The following is a 14,914-nucleotide window of genomic DNA, read 5'->3' on the forward strand; positions in this document are numbered from 1 at the left end:
TAATTAGTCCTCTCGGGCAAACAGTGCCTCAATAAAATCCTCGGCCTTGAAGGGCCGTAAATCTTCGATGCCTTCTCCAACACCGATATAACGGATAGGTATGCCAAACTGATCCGCCACCGAGAAAATCACGCCACCTTTGGCCGTGCCATCCAGTTTCGTCAGGGTAATGCCGGTCAGACCGACGGCTTCATTGAACAGTTTGGCCTGGCTGATGGCATTCTGCCCGGTGCTGGCATCAATTGTCAGCATGACTTCATGCGGCGCCTGCTCATCCAGCTTTTTCATCACGCGTGTGATTTTCTTCAGCTCTTCCATCAGGTGCGATTTGTTTTGCAAACGCCCCGCGGTGTCGGCGATTAAGACGTCAACGCCACGGGATTTGGCAGCCTGAATGGCGTCGAAAATCACCGAGGCAGAATCCGCGCCGGTGTGCTGCGCCACCACAGGAATGTTGTTGCGCTGGCCCCATACCTGAAGCTGTTCAACGGCCGCCGCACGGAAGGTATCGCCCGCCGCCAGCATGACCGACTTCCCTTCAGCCTGATACTGACGAGCCAGCTTACCGATGGTGGTGGTTTTACCCACACCGTTCACGCCGACCATCAAAATGACGAACGGGGTTTTACCTTCAAGATTGAGCGGTGCTTCGACTTTCGCCAGAATCCCGGCCATCTCGCTTTTCAGCAGGCCATAAAGCGCCTCTGCATCGCGAAGCTGTTTACGATCGGCCTGCTGCGTCAGGCTGGTAATAATGCGGCGCGTCGTTTCAACCCCCACATCCGCAATCAGCAGTTGCTCTTCCAGCTCTTCGAAAAGCTCATCATCGATCTTCTTGCCACGAAACAGGCCGATAAAACCCGAGCCCAGGTTCTGGCGGGTTTTCACCAGGCTGCGTTTCAGGCGAGCAAAGAAGCCTTCTTTCGTCGGACGATCCTGCTCCTGCGTCACTAGCGGCGCGGCGGCCAGGGGAAGATCGCTGACGGTATCGGTAGGTTCTGCCTGACCCGCATGGTGAGGCGCTTCCTCAACGGCATCCGCGCCCGCTAAAGCCAGCGCGGTTAGTTCGTCATCGCTCAGCGGTGCGTCGTCTGCAACAGGGGCAGGTTCTGACATTACAGTTTCAGGCTCGTGAGGCGTAACCTCAACGATATCCGCATCGGCCAGCGCCAGCGCGGTCAGTTCGTCGTCGCTCAGCGGTGCGTCGTCTGCCACAGGGACAGGTTCTGACATTACAGTTTCAGGCTCGTGAGGCGTAACCTCCACGATATCCGCATCGGCCAGCGCCAGCGCGGTCAGTTCGTCGTCGCTCAGCGGTGCGTCGTCTGCAACAGGGGCAGGTTCTGACGCCACAGTTTCAGGCTCGTGAGGCGTAACCTCCACGATATCCGCATCGGCCAGCGCCAGCGCGGCCAGTTCATCGTCGCTCAGCGGTGCATCATCTTCTGCGGGAACGGGCGCAGGCTCAGTGGTTTTCGCCGGTGCTATCCCGCCCTCCTGCTGAGTCAACGCACGTTCAGCGTCTGACGCAGGGGGCGTCGGCTCTACTGTGGCGCCGGGAGCGAGGGGGCGTTGCGGTTCAACGACGTGTTCAGGGGTTGCAACGGTCTCTTCCGCATGGCTTTTCGCCTGACTTATTGCCGGGGCTTCCTGTTCTGGCTGCTGGACTTCCGATTGTGCAGTCTGTGATGTCTGCTCTTCCGTTGAGGGTTGTTTCTCTTCTTCTTTGCCAAATCCCAGCCAGGAAAAAAAGCCTCGTTTTTTCTCTTTTGCCATTGTGTAACCACACTCCTCGATGGCTTCATCCCGGTAGCACAATGTACCCAGGGTTAAAAACAGTAATGGGTGATAAACGCCAGATGAGCGTCAAACCGCAGAATTATGCATAACAGCAGCAACGCTGTAGTCTAACACTTTCCAGCCAGCTCACCACAGCACCCTTTTTTAACGTTTCTTCTCATCGTTTCGCCCGTTAAACTACGCAACAAATTATGAAGATTTGTGAGCAAAATGATAAAACCTCCCCGTAAGACTGGTGGTGCAGGCCAAATCCGCATCATTGGCGGACAGTGGCGCGGCCGCAAATTGCCGGTGCCGGACAGCGCCGGGCTCCGGCCGACTACCGACAGGGTGCGTGAAACCCTGTTTAACTGGCTGGCACCCTCTATTCAACAGGCCGACTGCCTGGACTGCTTTGCCGGTAGCGGCGCGCTGGGGCTGGAAGCCTTGTCGCGTTTCGCCGCATCGGCAACCTTACTGGAGCTGGAACGCCCGGTGGCGCAGCAGCTGTCAAAAAATTTACAGACGCTACAGGCTGCTAACGGCAAGGTTGTGCAGACAAACACCCTCACCTGGCTGGCTCAGGACGGTAAACCCTTTCATATCGTGTTTATCGATCCCCCCTTTCGCCAGGGCCTGCTGGAACAAACGCTGCAACTGCTGGAGAATAACGGCTGGCTGACTGCTGATGCACTCATCTACGTTGAAAGTGAAGTCGAGCGCGGCGCACCGCCGGTTCCGGCGCACTGGAATCTTTACCGCGAAAAAATTGCCGGCCAGGTGGCCTATCGCTTATATCAGCGCCAACAGGAGACACACGATGTTACTTAATTTAGGACGCCTGCTGATGCTGTGCGTGTGGGGTTTTTTACTGTTTAACCTGATTCATCCTTATCCGAAGCCATTGACCTGGTTTATCAATGTGGCCCTGATATTTATGATTCTGATGCATGGTTTGCAGTTGGTTCTGCTGCGCACCACACAAGGCAAAGATGCACCGCCGATCGATCGTGTCACCCAGATAAAGGTCTTTTTGTTTGGCGTTTTCGAACTGGTTGCGTGGCAGAAAAAAAATTTCCCACGCAAGTAACATCAGTAACATCGTCACGGCGGGCACCGGCCCCGCCGTTAACGCTGGGTGGGCGTAAAACGAATAAAACGCGTGCCCTGCAGGGTAAGCTCCCCTTCCGTGCCCTTGTCCATCAAATGGTAGTCGCCCTCGCTCACCCGCATTTTGATATCGCTTTCGCCGTTCAGCGGATGAAACCAGGCTTCGTAGCGCATTTCGTCTCCGGCGATGACTTCACGCTCACGCGACCGGCGGCTGGAAACCGAAAACTCACGTTTGGTTTTCACTTCGACCGCCAGCGTACGTACCGGCGAAGCATCGTTAACGGCGGCCTCACGCCGCTGCCTGATGAACTGGCGGGTCGCTAAAACCGCAATAACAGCCAGTACAATAATAAAAAGGAGCGGTGGTTTCATACTATCCCAGCTTTATCAGGTTACAGAGGGTGCAGGTTACGTGCTAAAGCATACAACCAGACTTCACCGATTGTCACATCGTGCTGGCGTAACCTAGACTGATAGGAGTTTTTCAGGAACTGTCACCATTTTTGGTAAAAAGGGAGAAGCAATGCTCTGGTCCTTTCTCGCTGTACTTTTCTCCGGCTGGCTGTATGTGGATGCCTCTTACCGGGGGCCGCAATGGCAACGCTGGTTATTCAAACCGGTCACCTTACTGCTGTTAGTCGGGCTGGCCTGGCAAGCGCCGACGCGTAGCACCTCTGACTATCTGATTGTGGCCGGACTGGTCGCCACCCTCATCGGCGACACGCTGACGCTGCTGCCACGGCAGCAAACGCTCTATGCGCTGGGGGCGTTTTTCCTGTCGCATCTGCTCTATACGCTGTGCTTTGCCGCCAACATGACCATGAGTTTCTACTGGCCTATTCCGCTGACCTTTTTGATTATCGGGGTTGTCGTGATTGGTGTGCTGTGGAGTAAGCTGGAAACGCTACGCTGGCCGGTCTGTACGCTTATCGGTATGACGCTGGTCATGAACTGGATGGCAACAGAGCAGTATTTTTTCCGCCCGAGCGATTACAGCTTCTCGATTCTTGTCGGTTCTGCTCTGCTTCTGCTGGCCAATATTGTGTGGTTTATCAGCCATTACCGCCGCCGCTTTAGCGCGGACAGCGCCATCGTCGCCGCCTGCTATTTTGCCGGTCACTTTATGATTGTCCGTTCCCTGTGGATCGCCTAAGAAACCGTCACAATAAATCTGGAGATGGATGAAACCGTCGGGTGTAAGATAAGCCGTGGGCATGTTGCCCACGACTTCCGGAGGTTATATGCATCAACATCATGCTTGTGGCTGCGGTAAGCCCTGCGGCACGCACCGTGCCGCGAAACCGCTTTGTGCGATTCGCCCTGTCCGTTCCGGCACTCTCTCTATTATTGCTGCGACGCCCGAAACCGCTGACGGCAACGGTGGTGGTAGTGACTGCCCGTGTGCTGGCTCATCCGGCAGCGAAGCCGATGACGAAGGTGACCGACGACGGTCCTCTGATGCCTTTCAGTTCAGCTGGCTGGTCAGCGGTATGGACTGCCCCAGTTGCGCCCGCTCCATCGAAACCGCCGTTCGCCAACTGCCCGATGTTACTCAGGCCCGCGTGCTGTTCACCAGCGAAAAACTGGTCGTTGACGCCCGTGCGCCGGTTCAGTCTGCAATAGAAGACGCCGTCAGAAAAGCCGGCTTCCAGCTCTCCTCAACATCGGTTTCCGCCCCGGTACCATCCCCATGGCAAACCTGTTTCCCCCTGATACTGCTTGCCGGGTTGATGCTAGCCAGTACGGCGCTCAGCCAGGTCAGTGCTGTGTGGGGCGATCGATTATTTATTCTGACCACGCTGGTTGGTCTGATTCCGGTAGCGCGTAAGGCATGGCAACGCCTGCGAACGGGTTCCGCCTTTACTATTGAAACCCTGATGACCCTGGCATCGGCAGGGGCGCTGTTGATTGGCGCTCATGCGGAAGCGGCCATGGTCCTGCTGCTGTTTCAACTGGGTGAACGACTGGAAGCCTATGCGGCAACCCGCGCACGCAGTGGTGTGAGCCAGCTGATGGCGCTGCGCCCCGAATCAGCCGTGCGCCTGCAAAATGGCATTCGCACTGAGGTTCCACTGGCGGCGCTGCAGCCCGGCGACCGCATTGAGATTGCCGCCGGTGGTCGTCTGCCGGTAGATGGATGTTTAGTCGCTGAAAGCGCCAGTTTCGATGAAAGTGCCTTAACCGGGGAGTCGTTGCCGGTTCTGCGCTCGCGGGGCGAAAAGGTGCTGGCAGGCGCCACCAGCGTGGATCGCCTGGTGGAACTGGACGTGGTGTCAAAACCCGGCGAGAGTGCCATTGACCGCATCTTGCAACTGATTGAGGAAGCGGAAACCCATCGCGCGCCGGTGGAACGTTTTATTGACCATTTCAGTCGACTTTACACGCCAGCGATTATGCTGTTGGCCCTGCTGGTCATGGTGTTACCGCCCCTGTTCGGCGCGGGCCCCTGGCTACCATGGATTTATAAAGGCCTGACGTTACTCCTGATTGGTTGTCCCTGTGCGTTGGTGATCTCAACGCCCGCCGCCATTACCTCCGGCCTGGCGGCGGCGGCACGTCGTGGCGCACTCATCAAAGGTGGCGCGGCACTGGAGCGCCTGAGTACGGTGCAGACGATTACGTTCGACAAAACCGGTACGCTGACAGAAGGTAAACCGCAGCTAACCCAAATTTTACCGTTCGGCGATCTCACTGAAGAACAGATTCTGCTGCTGGGCGCAGCCGTGGAGCAGGGTTCAACGCATCCGCTGGCGACGGCCATCGTGGCCACCGCACAGGCCCGAGGCTTGACTATCCCGTCAGCCACTCACCAACAGGCGATGGCCGGAAGCGGTATCAGGGCAGAGATTGAAGGCCAGCGCGTTGAACTGCTGGCACCGGCGCGCGTCAGCCTTCTGGACCCGCAGCAACAACGCCTGATTAGTGAGCAGGAAGCGCAAGGCGACACGCTCGTTATCCTGCTGCGTGAGGGCAAAGCGCTGGGTGCGCTGGCATTGCGCGATCGCCTGCGCAGTGAAACCCCTGCCGCTTTGCAGGCGTTAAAAGCGCTTGGCATCAACAGTATTATGCTGACAGGGGATAACCCACGTGCGGCAGCCGTGGTGGCGCAGCAACTGGATATCGCATGGCACGCGGGCTTATTACCTGCCGACAAAGTTGAGAAGGTTCGCCAGCTCAGTCAGCAGCAGGTCGTCGCGATGGTGGGTGACGGCATCAATGATGCACCTGCCATGAAGGCGGCAACGCTGGGCATTGCGATGGGCAACGGCACCGATGTCGCGCTGGAAGCGGCCGATGCGGCTTTAACGCGCAATCAGCTTAGCCATCTGGCTCCGATGATCAGGTTGGCACGTCGTACCCGGGGCATTATTCGCCAGAATATTGGTATTGCACTGGGGCTTAAGGCACTGTTTCTGGTCACGACGCTGCTCGGTCTGACCGGATTATGGCTGGCGGTACTGGCTGATTCAGGTGCCACCGCGCTGGTCACGGCGAACGCGTTGCGGCTGTTGCGCTCGCGGGATTAACCCTCTGACGGCGGCAAACGCCGCCGTTATTCGCCCATCCCTTTCTTGATCAAAAACTGATAGGGCAGCGTTTCCGTTTGCGCGGCCAGCAGGCGATGTTCCATAAAACGGCAAAAACCGGGAATATCCCGCGTGGTTGCCGGATCGTCAGCGACGATCAGCAGCGTTTCCCCCTCCTGCATGCCGCGTACGGTTTTGCGCACCATCATGACCGGTTCGGGACAGCGCAGGCCTTTAGCATCCAGCTGATGGTCGGCGGAAGAAAATACATCACTCATGACGATCTCAATTCAGGTTGGCGGGCGCCTATTCTAGCGCGTCGGCCCTCTGACGCAAGGCGGTAACGATTGCGTTAAAATTAGCCATTGCATTAATAGCACAACAGGGTAAGATGCGGCCGTTTTTTGTTCATGAAACCGCCGGGCGCTGAATCCTCTACGCACGGCAATGGGTTCCCTCACCCCACCATTAAAAAGGCTTATTATGCTCGCATTTACACCGCTTCAGCGCACCTACGCGCTTCTTTGGCTGTCCCTGTTTCACCTGTTGGTGATTACCTCCAGTAATTATCTGGTGCAGTTGCCCGTTTCCCTGTTCGGCTTCCATACCACCTGGGGCGCGTTTAGCTTCCCGTTTATTTTCCTGGCAACCGATCTGACCGTTCGCATTTTTGGTGCGCCGCTTGCACGACGGATTATTCTGGCGGTGATGGTTCCTGCCCTGTTTATCTCCTATACCATTTCCAGCCTGTTTTATCAGGGCGAGTGGCAAGGCTGGCAGGCACTGCAACAGGTGAATCTGTTTGTCGCCCGTATCGCCTGTGCCAGCTTTATGGCTTATGCACTGGGCCAGATTTTGGATGTGCACGTATTTAATCGCCTGCGCCGTTTGCCGCAGTGGTGGGTAGCGCCGGGCTGCGCCATGTTTTTAGGAAATATCAGCGATACGCTGGCGTTCTTTTTTATCGCCTTTTACAAAAGCTCCGACCCGTTTATGGCGCAGCACTGGGTGGAAATCGCCCTGGTGGATTACAGCTTCAAGGTGCTGATCTGCATGGTGTTCTTCCTGCCCGCCTACGGTGTGTTGCTGAATGCGGCGCTGAAACGTCTGGCCGAACGCCAGGCTCAGCCACAGATACATTTCGGCTAACCGGCCATTCAGCCTTTCCTGACAATCCGCTAAAATCTTCTGACAATACTCAGGTTGCGTTTGCAACCTGATTCCTGTTGTATAAACGCCTGAGCGGAAATTTAAAAAGGGATTCTGATGCGTAATTTAGTGAAATATGCGGGAATTGGTTTGCTGGTCCTCGGCCTCGCGGCCTGTGACCAAAAGAAAGATGAAGCGGCAAACGACAACGGCGCATCTGCCAGTCAGTCGGCACAAACCGTGACGCTGATGGATGGCAAGTTAAGCTTCTCCTTACCACCGGGCATGTCCGACAAGAGCGGCAAGCTGGGTTCACAAAGTACCAACATGCACGTTTATGCTGATGAGAGCGGCGCGCGGGCAATTATCGTGATTGCGGGTGATCCCACCAACGAAGGTCTGGATGTTTTATCTCAACGTATGGAACAGCAGCAGCGTAACCGCGATCCGCAGCTACAGGTTGTCTCGAACAAAGCGGTGACGCTGGGCGGCGAACCCGCACAGCAGCTGGATACGGTGATTTCAGCTAACAACCAGACTTCATGGTCTTCGGTCGTGTTGGCCAAGGTGGACGGTAAGCTGATGACCATGCAGATTACGCTGCCGGGCCAGAATCAGCAGCAGGCACAAAGTGATGCTGAAACGGTAGTGAAGAGCATTGCACTGAAATAATCGCGGACGGGCGCTTGCCCGCCCTGCGCGTTATTGCCTGTTCCTGAACGCTAAGCCACGCACCGTGCGGAAGATATCACTCCGCACGGTGCGCTCATCATCCTGCCTGCTTTGGCTATCGCACCTGCTCGCGCGCCATGCGCCAGTATTCAATCAAACGCAGATAATTCTCTTTTACCGCCGTCACCAGCGCGTCGTCACCGATCTCATCCTGCAACCACTGGCGTGAAGGCTGGGCAAAGATAGTACGTCCCACCGCGAAACCTTTTACCCATGGCGCTTGCGCAGCCTCGGCAAAACCGGCTTTCAGCTTCTCTTCTGGCGCATCCAGCCCAAGTAACAGGATGCCGCGACAGTGAGGGTCCTGCTCCTCAATCAGGGTGCCAATGGCCTGCCAGCTTGCCGTCGACAGAGGGGGTAATTTCCACCAGTCCGGCTTAATCCCCAGTCCATAAAAGTGGCTCATCAGCATCAGATAAAAGGCTTCGTTATGATCCGGCTGGCTGTCTGGCAGAATCACCTCAAGCAGCAGTTCGTGCCCGCTTTTGTTGCAGCTTCTCCAGACATCCAGTAACAGGGCATCCTGCTCTTCCCGCAGTTCTGCACTGTCGTGAGGATGATAGAACACCAGACATTTCACCACGTGCTCTAACGGCCAGCTAATAAGCTGGGTGCCGATATTGCCGTGTTCAAGACGCAGGGGGCGCGATCCCGGTAACTCTACCGGCCGCCCGATCCATCTGTTCTTGCCGGTAATGGCGTTAAGCGCCCTTTGACCAAAGGTCGTATCGGCCAGAATCCCGCTTTTCGTCTCTATGCCCGCCTGCTTTACCGCCTGCTCTGCGGCCTGCAACAGCAGAAGCTTGAGCTGCGAAATGCGGCTAACGTCAGCGCCCGCGGCCAGGGCCATATCGACCAGTTGCTTGCGATGGTCAAAGGCGAAAATATTGAGCTCAGGCCAGGCTTGCTGCCGGGACGTTACCCGGTGCAGGTGGGTCAGTTGGCTATCCAGATCCGGGCGTTTTACTGCCTTTTCACGGCTCAGGAAATCGTCCAGTTCCTCTCGGGTTGGCATCGCCGGGGCGCAACCGTGGCGTGAAACCACCAACGCACCACAGGCGTTGGCATATCGACAGGCCTGCTCCCAGCCCTCATCGTTTAGCCAGCCACGCAGCAGACCCGACATAAACGCGTCTCCGGCCCCCAACACATTTAACACCTCGACGCGTACGCCGCTGTGCAGCTTAACCTGATCCCAGCTTTCCGGAATCTCGTTTTCAAAGACAACGCATCCCATTGCGCCCCGTTTGCAGACCAGCGTGGCACGACTGACCTCGCGCACCTGTCTGAGTGCCGTCAGCGTGTCAGTGCTGCCGCCCGCAATATGAAACTCTTCTTCGGTGCCGACGATAAGATCGAAGTAATGGACGACCTCCTGCAGTTGCGCCGTCACCTCGGACGAGGCAATGAAACGTGTTTCACCATCACCCAGCGAGGTTAATCCCCACAGCACCGGGCGATAGTCGATATCCAGCGCCGTGCGCAGACCGTTTTTGCGGGCAAAATCCAACGCTTTCAGCACGGCGGCACGCGTTTGAGGATGCGATAAGTGAGTGCCGGTGACCGCCACTGAGCGTGAAGAAGCAATAAAGGCCTCATCAATGTCCTCTGGCACCAGCCCCATATCGGCGCAGTTATCGCGATAAAAGATCAGGGGAAAGGTCTCTTCATCTTTAATGCCGAGAATGACCAGTGCGGTCAGGCGCTTTTTATCGGTTATCAACGCATCCGTATTGCAGCCCACACGTTGCAGGCTCTCACGTAAAAACCGGCCATTATGCTCATCGCCAACGCGCGCCAGCATGGCCGATCGCAACCCCTGAATGGCCGTGCCGTAAGCGACATTACCCGACGAACCACCAAGATATTTGGCGAAGGACGTGGTGTCCTCCAGCCGCGCGCCAATTTGCTGACCATAGAAGTCGACGGCGATGCGTCCAATACAAATCACATCAAGACGCTTCTGTTGTGTACTCATACTTCTGGTTTCCTTCTGTGATGAGCAGACACTGCGGACAGGTTGGGGATCGAGGTCTGAAGGTGTCTGGTTAACAATAAATGCAGTATGAGGAACAAATATTCCAAATTCAATTCAAAATGAAACTTACAATGCGATTATGTGAACCAGTTAAAAATCTATTATTCCCTGACGACCGATCGTGCAGCCGGGCAACTTATCTCGCGATGCCCGTGCCACAAGGCGAGCGGCTTTGCGCTCGCTTTCGTGACGCGACAGCGGGGATGAAATGAAACGCCATAAAAATATGTAACTATTACTAAACATTCCAGTTACCCCTGTTATCTGATTCGCCACAGATGATTCAGGAATGTAAATTTGATCCCACTCGCAAAATGAAATATTTCTTCTGTAATGGTGTTTTATGAAAAATGCATTTGTTTATAATCCACTGACATTTCAGTTTTCCAGATCGCGTTCTCCGTTCCGCCTCACCCGTTGCAGCGGATGGGCATAAACCGCCGGGCAAGAACGAGCACGGCATGTGGCATACGCATCTGGCGCAGGCCAAAAAAGCGTGATTTCCGGGCCGTTTAACGGCTCATGTGTCTTATCTCCGATTTAACCCTACAGGTGTAATTATGACGTTGAAACTTGGTGTGATTGGAACAGGTGCGATTGGTCAGGAACACATTCGCCGCTGCAACAATGTCTTACAAGGGGCAAAGGTAGTGGCGGTATCCGATATCAACGTTGAAGGGGCTAAGGCTGCGCTGCAACGACTGAATATTGATGCAGAAGTGCACCAGGATGGCTTTGACGTGATTCACTCACCCAATGTCGATGCGGTGCTGGTGACCTCATGGGACCCGACCCATGAAGAATTTACCCTTGCGGCCATTGCGGCCGGTAAGCCGGTCTTTTGTGAGAAGCCGCTGGCGATGAGCGCAGAAGGCTGTCGTCGGGTGGTAGACGCAGAAATCCAACATGGCGCGCGGCTGGTTCAGGTCGGGTTTATGCGACCTTACGATGCCGGTTACCGTGCGTTGAAGAAAGTGATTACTGACGGTGAAATCGGCGAGCCGCTGATGCTGCATTGCGCGCACCGTAACCCGACGGTGCCGGAAAATTACAACACCGAAATGGCCATCACCAATACCTTAATTCATGAACTCGACGTCCTGCGCTGGCTGACGAGTGACGATTACAAAAGCGTGCAGGTGGTTTTTCCACGCGTCACCGCCAAAGCCCATTCGCATCTGAAAGATCCACAAATCGTCCTGTTTGAAACGCAGAAAGGCGTGCGCATTGACGTGGAAATCTTTGTTAACTGTGCCTATGGCTACGATATCCAGTGTGAGGTTGTCGGTGAGGAAGGTATCGCCAGACTGCCAGAGCCTTCATCGGTGCAGCTGCGTAAGCAGGCCAAACTGTCCAACACGATTTTAGTCGACTGGAAAGACCGCTTTATTGAGGCTTACGACGTTGAGCTGCAGGCGTTTATCAACGACGTGAAAGCGGGCCAGTTAACCGGTCCTTCTGCCTGGGATGGCTTTGCTGCCTCGGTGGCTGCGGATGCCTGTATCAAAGCACAAAAAAGCGGTGCCATTGAACCTATTGAAATGCCCGCCCGTCCGGCATTTTACAACTAATCCCTATCGCCATAAGCAGGTAACCGATGAACAACGATAACGTTAAGCTGGCGATAGCGCCCATTGGCTGGACAAATGACGATATGCCGGAGCTGGGCAGTGAAAACACCTTCCAGCAAACCGTGAGTGAAATGGCGCTGGCAGGCTTTACCGGCAGTGAAGTTGGTAGCAAATACCCGCGCGATCCTGCCATTTTGAAACCGATGCTCGACATTCGTGGCATTCAGATCTGCAACGCCTGGTTCAGCACTTTCTTTGCTCAGGGTGATAAAGCTGAAACTCTTGAGGGATTCACGGCCCACATGAATTTTCTCTATGACATGGGTGCCCGCGTCATCGGCTGTTCCGAACAGAGTAAAAGTATTCAGGGCACAACGCTTGCGGTGCTGGACCATAAGCCTGTCTTTAATGACGATGAGTGGCAGCGCACGGCGGAAGGTTATAACGAGCTGGCCGCGCTCGCGGCCGCCAAAGGTATGCGTGTCTGCCTGCATCATCATATGGGTACGGCTATTCAGACGCCCGCCGAAATCGATCGTTTTATGGCGTTAACCCATGACGAGGTGGGCTTGCTCTATGACACCGGCCACATCTACTACTCCGAAGGTTCACAGGACGTCATGCTGACGGTGCTGAAAACCTACCTGCCGCGCATTTTTCACGTTCATCTGAAAGATGTGCGGGATGAGATTGTTGCTGAAGTACGGGACAAGCATCTGTCATTTCTGGATGGGGTAAAAAAGGGCACGTTTACCGTACCGGGCGATGGTGTTATTGATTTCAAACCGGTTTTCAAAATTCTTGATGACTACGGCTATAAAGGCTGGATGGTCGTTGAGGCCGAGCAGGACCCCGCGCTGGCCAATCCGTTTGAGTACGCGGTTAAAGCCAGAAAGTATATTCGCGAGAACACCGGGCTGTAAGCCGGTATCGGTGCCTGAGCAACGCGTTATACGGTTATCAGGCTGCGCCCAATGTTGTCTCCGGGCGCAGCCTTTTCACGTCGGTAGAGCTGAAACCGCCGCTTTCGCCAGTGACGACGAATCTGTGAGTCATTTCATAAACTAATGAAATAAATTCCGCCTATAAAACAAACAAATGAAATTTTCCAACCATCTGATATCATATCGTCCATTATCCAGCCACGCGTTACGCAAATGAGCAGACTTCATGAGCAATAATCCTTCCCAACTTTCACAGCTGCAGGACGAAATTCGCCGCCGTTATGAAACGCTGAGCAAACGGCTGAAGCAGGTGGCTCGCTATATTCTTGATAACAGTAACAGTATTGCTTTTGATACCGTGGCCTCCATTGCACAGCAGGCGGATGTACCGCCCTCTACCCTGATTCGCTTTGCCAATGCGTTTGGCTTTAGCGGTTTCAACGAAATGAAACAAGTTTTTCGTCAGCACCTGATGGAAGAAACCGTTAACTATACTGAGCGTGCACGGCTATTCCGTCAGACGGCGGCCGATGATGCCGCCAACTCACCCGAAAGCCCAGCCGAAATCCTGAATGTGTTCACCATGGTTAACAGTCAGGCACTTCAGCAGTTGGCGATGCAGGTGAGTCCTGAGCAGTTAAACAAAACCGTAGAACTCCTGAATCAGGCAGAGAACGTTTACGTTATCGGCCTGCGCCGTTCGTTTAGCGTCGCCTCCTATTTGGTTTATGCCCTGCGCCATCTGGAACGCCGTGCTTTTCTGATTGACGGACTGGGCGGCATGTTTACTGAACAGCTTAATCTTGTGACCCCAAAAGACGTGGTGATAGCCATCAGTTGTTCGCCTTATGCCAGGGAAGCCGTAGAAGTGGTGGAACTGGGGGCGAAACGGGGGGCCAGCTTAATTGCGATTACCGACAGCCAGGTTAGCCCGCTTGCAGCGTTTAGCGACGTCTGCTTTGTAGTACGCGAAGCCCAGGTCGACGGCTTCCGCTCTCAGGTTGCCTCACTGTGCCTGGCGCAGACGCTGGCAGTGTCACTGGCATTGGCTAACGCCCAGACCGGTCAAATCTCCTGACAGGCCGCCGTCTGCGACGGCGTGGCTTGCCTGTTATACCTGTACGACTGACCCCACCTGAATAAAGCCGGGCGCATCCTGCCACCGCGCGTACAGCCTTTTGCGTCACAAAAAAGGCAGCCCGCAGGCTGCCCGTTGCTATCCGCAGTGATTAACCCGCCGGATAGTGATCGCTGTTAATCCAGGCGTGATCGCTTTCCCAGCTGAATTTCCACAAGCGAACCGGCCCTGCCATCACATTAAGATAGTAGTTGTTGTAACCCGCTATCGTCGCCACGGGATGGTAACCGCGCGGCACCGTGACCACATCCCGGTTGTAAACGGCCATGCACGCATCCAGCGAACGATCGTCCGTGTAAACGCGCTGCATAGCAAAGCCCTGTTCGGGTTCAAAGCGGTGGTAATAGGTTTCTTCGAGATAGGTTTCGTTCTCGCTGTTTTCCTGATCGTGTTTGTGGCTCGGATAGGAACTGGTGTTGCCCTCGTCGGTAAACACCTCTACCACCAGCAAGCTGTTTGCCGGTTCACTGTCCGGCAGAATGTTATGCACCAGGCGCTGGTTGTGTCCTTTGCCACGCCGTTCAACGCCGACATCTTCTGGCGCAATCAAGCGGGCGGGCAGTTTGTCGCCCTGGCCCGGAGCCTGACACACGGCCAGTTCCAGATCGCTGTCAGCCGTTACCGTCACGGCATCATCATGCGGGACGTACACGGAATAAGGCGGTATACGTTCAAACGGCGACATCCGCTTGCCAAGCCCCGGAAAGGTCGCATGGCGCGTGGTGACGGAAGCCAGGCCTGCGACCAGCACCAGACAAAGTTCAGTATCGCCGCTAGTGAGGTTGAGCGTTTGCCCTTTTTTCAACAGGTAAGACTCGAAACCTACATAGCGCCAGCCCGCACTTTCCGGCGTCACCTGCTGTATGCGCCCCTGGTTATCAGGCTGTTTTACCTTCGAGAGTAATGACATCCGCCGTCTCCTT

The 14,914-nt window shown here is 55.2% G+C and carries 14 protein-coding genes; 9 read left to right on the top strand and 5 right to left on the bottom strand.

Features of this window, described 5'->3' with window-relative positions; translation table 11 throughout:
- Positions 1 to 3 precede the first annotated feature (3 nt).
- Positions 4 to 1,776 (bottom strand): signal recognition particle-docking protein FtsY, encoded by a 1,773-nt coding sequence (gene ftsY, locus FBY13_RS16565; RefSeq protein ID WP_145394636.1) that lies wholly within the window; start codon positions 1,774 to 1,776, stop codon positions 4 to 6.
- 234 nt (positions 1,777 to 2,010) lie between these two features.
- Between ftsY and rsmD the strand changes: the two genes are divergently transcribed.
- Both rsmD and FBY13_RS16575 read left to right on the top strand, forming a co-directional pair.
- Positions 2,011 to 2,610, top strand: a complete 600-nt coding sequence (gene rsmD / locus FBY13_RS16570) for a 16S rRNA (guanine(966)-N(2))-methyltransferase (protein ID WP_145394637.1) — start codon at positions 2,011 to 2,013, stop codon at positions 2,608 to 2,610.
- The gene (locus FBY13_RS16575) at positions 2,600 to 2,869 is read left to right on the top strand and encodes a DUF1145 family protein (RefSeq protein WP_013027564.1); all 270 of its coding nucleotides are present in this window, start codon (positions 2,600 to 2,602) and stop codon (positions 2,867 to 2,869) included. The genes rsmD and FBY13_RS16575 overlap by 11 nt, the downstream gene beginning before the upstream one ends.
- A 38-nt stretch (positions 2,870 to 2,907) precedes the next feature.
- Here FBY13_RS16575 and FBY13_RS16580 read toward each other — a convergent pair whose 3' ends face one another.
- On the bottom strand, positions 2,908 to 3,264 hold the full coding sequence (locus tag FBY13_RS16580) for a DUF2500 domain-containing protein (protein ID WP_063877559.1): 357 nt from the start codon (positions 3,262 to 3,264) through the stop codon (positions 2,908 to 2,910).
- Between the two features lie 151 nt (positions 3,265 to 3,415).
- Between FBY13_RS16580 and FBY13_RS16585 the strand changes: the two genes are divergently transcribed.
- Positions 3,416 to 4,045, top strand: a complete 630-nt coding sequence (locus FBY13_RS16585; RefSeq protein WP_096012677.1) for a lysoplasmalogenase — start codon at positions 3,416 to 3,418, stop codon at positions 4,043 to 4,045.
- A gap of 88 nt (positions 4,046 to 4,133) precedes the next feature.
- Positions 4,134 to 6,419, top strand: a complete 2,286-nt coding sequence (locus FBY13_RS16590) for a zinc/cadmium/mercury/lead-transporting ATPase (protein ID WP_145394638.1) — start codon at positions 4,134 to 4,136, stop codon at positions 6,417 to 6,419.
- Positions 6,420 to 6,445: 26 nt separating this feature from the next.
- Here the strand turns inward: FBY13_RS16590 and tusA are convergent, their stop codons facing one another.
- Positions 6,446 to 6,697 (bottom strand): sulfurtransferase TusA, encoded by a 252-nt coding sequence (tusA, locus tag FBY13_RS16595; protein WP_063877562.1) that lies wholly within the window; start codon positions 6,695 to 6,697, stop codon positions 6,446 to 6,448.
- A 205-nt stretch (positions 6,698 to 6,902) separates the two neighbouring features.
- Here tusA and FBY13_RS16600 point away from each other — a divergent pair, with 205 nt between their 5' ends.
- Complete coding sequence (locus FBY13_RS16600; RefSeq protein ID WP_145394639.1) at positions 6,903 to 7,568, top strand: 7-cyano-7-deazaguanine/7-aminomethyl-7-deazaguanine transporter; 666 nt, start codon at positions 6,903 to 6,905, stop codon at positions 7,566 to 7,568.
- Positions 7,569 to 7,685: 117 nt separating this feature from the next.
- Positions 7,686 to 8,240 carry a DcrB family lipoprotein gene (locus tag FBY13_RS16605; RefSeq protein ID WP_063877564.1) on the top strand — a complete coding sequence of 185 codons (555 nt, stop codon included), beginning with the start codon at positions 7,686 to 7,688 and terminating at the stop codon, positions 8,238 to 8,240.
- 115 nt (positions 8,241 to 8,355) lie between these two features.
- Here FBY13_RS16605 and iolC read toward each other — a convergent pair whose 3' ends face one another.
- Positions 8,356 to 10,278 carry a 5-dehydro-2-deoxygluconokinase gene (gene iolC, locus FBY13_RS16610; RefSeq protein WP_145394640.1) on the bottom strand — a complete coding sequence of 641 codons (1,923 nt, stop codon included), beginning with the start codon at positions 10,276 to 10,278 and terminating at the stop codon, positions 8,356 to 8,358.
- A gap of 620 nt (positions 10,279 to 10,898) precedes the next feature.
- Between iolC and FBY13_RS16615 the strand changes: the two genes are divergently transcribed.
- The 3 genes from FBY13_RS16615 to FBY13_RS16625 all read left to right on the top strand — a co-directional run bounded on the left by FBY13_RS16615 (position 10,899) and on the right by FBY13_RS16625 (position 13,931).
- A complete protein-coding gene (locus FBY13_RS16615) occupies positions 10,899 to 11,909 on the top strand; it encodes a Gfo/Idh/MocA family protein (protein WP_145394641.1) in 1,011 nt (336 codons plus the stop codon).
- Positions 11,910 to 11,935: 26 nt separating this feature from the next.
- On the top strand, positions 11,936 to 12,832 hold the full coding sequence (gene iolE / locus FBY13_RS16620) for a myo-inosose-2 dehydratase (RefSeq protein WP_145394642.1): 897 nt from the start codon (positions 11,936 to 11,938) through the stop codon (positions 12,830 to 12,832).
- A 247-nt stretch (positions 12,833 to 13,079) separates the two neighbouring features.
- A complete protein-coding gene (locus FBY13_RS16625) occupies positions 13,080 to 13,931 on the top strand; it encodes a MurR/RpiR family transcriptional regulator (RefSeq protein ID WP_063877569.1) in 852 nt (283 codons plus the stop codon).
- 151 nt (positions 13,932 to 14,082) lie between these two features.
- Here FBY13_RS16625 and iolB read toward each other — a convergent pair whose 3' ends face one another.
- Entirely contained in the window at positions 14,083 to 14,901 is an 819-nt protein-coding gene (gene iolB, locus FBY13_RS16630) for a 5-deoxy-glucuronate isomerase (protein WP_063877570.1), read from the bottom strand.
- Between the last annotated feature and the right edge of the window lie 13 nt (positions 14,902 to 14,914).

It is taken from the genome of Pantoea sp. SJZ147 (assembly GCF_007828605.1).
In the GTDB taxonomy this organism is placed as follows: domain Bacteria; phylum Pseudomonadota; class Gammaproteobacteria; order Enterobacterales; family Enterobacteriaceae; genus Pantoea; species Pantoea allii.

Excerpts from the sequence above, each read along its gene's own strand:
- ftsY (WP_145394636.1), bottom strand. The coding sequence starts at position 1,776 with ATGGCAAAAGAGAAAAAACGAGGCTTTTTTTCCTGGCTGGGATTTGGC.
- rsmD (WP_145394637.1), top strand. The coding sequence starts at position 2,011 with ATGATAAAACCTCCCCGTAAGACTGGTGGTGCAGGCCAAATCCGCATC.
- FBY13_RS16575 (WP_013027564.1), top strand. The coding sequence starts at position 2,600 with ATGTTACTTAATTTAGGACGCCTGCTGATGCTGTGCGTGTGGGGTTTT.
- FBY13_RS16580 (WP_063877559.1), bottom strand. The coding sequence starts at position 3,264 with ATGAAACCACCGCTCCTTTTTATTATTGTACTGGCTGTTATTGCGGTT.
- FBY13_RS16585 (WP_096012677.1), top strand. The coding sequence starts at position 3,416 with ATGCTCTGGTCCTTTCTCGCTGTACTTTTCTCCGGCTGGCTGTATGTG.
- FBY13_RS16590 (WP_145394638.1), top strand. The coding sequence starts at position 4,134 with ATGCATCAACATCATGCTTGTGGCTGCGGTAAGCCCTGCGGCACGCAC.
- tusA (WP_063877562.1), bottom strand. The coding sequence starts at position 6,697 with ATGAGTGATGTATTTTCTTCCGCCGACCATCAGCTGGATGCTAAAGGC.
- FBY13_RS16600 (WP_145394639.1), top strand. The coding sequence starts at position 6,903 with ATGCTCGCATTTACACCGCTTCAGCGCACCTACGCGCTTCTTTGGCTG.
- FBY13_RS16605 (WP_063877564.1), top strand. The coding sequence starts at position 7,686 with ATGCGTAATTTAGTGAAATATGCGGGAATTGGTTTGCTGGTCCTCGGC.
- iolC (WP_145394640.1), bottom strand. The coding sequence starts at position 10,278 with ATGAGTACACAACAGAAGCGTCTTGATGTGATTTGTATTGGACGCATC.
- FBY13_RS16615 (WP_145394641.1), top strand. The coding sequence starts at position 10,899 with ATGACGTTGAAACTTGGTGTGATTGGAACAGGTGCGATTGGTCAGGAA.
- iolE (WP_145394642.1), top strand. The coding sequence starts at position 11,936 with ATGAACAACGATAACGTTAAGCTGGCGATAGCGCCCATTGGCTGGACA.
- FBY13_RS16625 (WP_063877569.1), top strand. The coding sequence starts at position 13,080 with ATGAGCAATAATCCTTCCCAACTTTCACAGCTGCAGGACGAAATTCGC.
- iolB (WP_063877570.1), bottom strand. The coding sequence starts at position 14,901 with ATGTCATTACTCTCGAAGGTAAAACAGCCTGATAACCAGGGGCGCATA.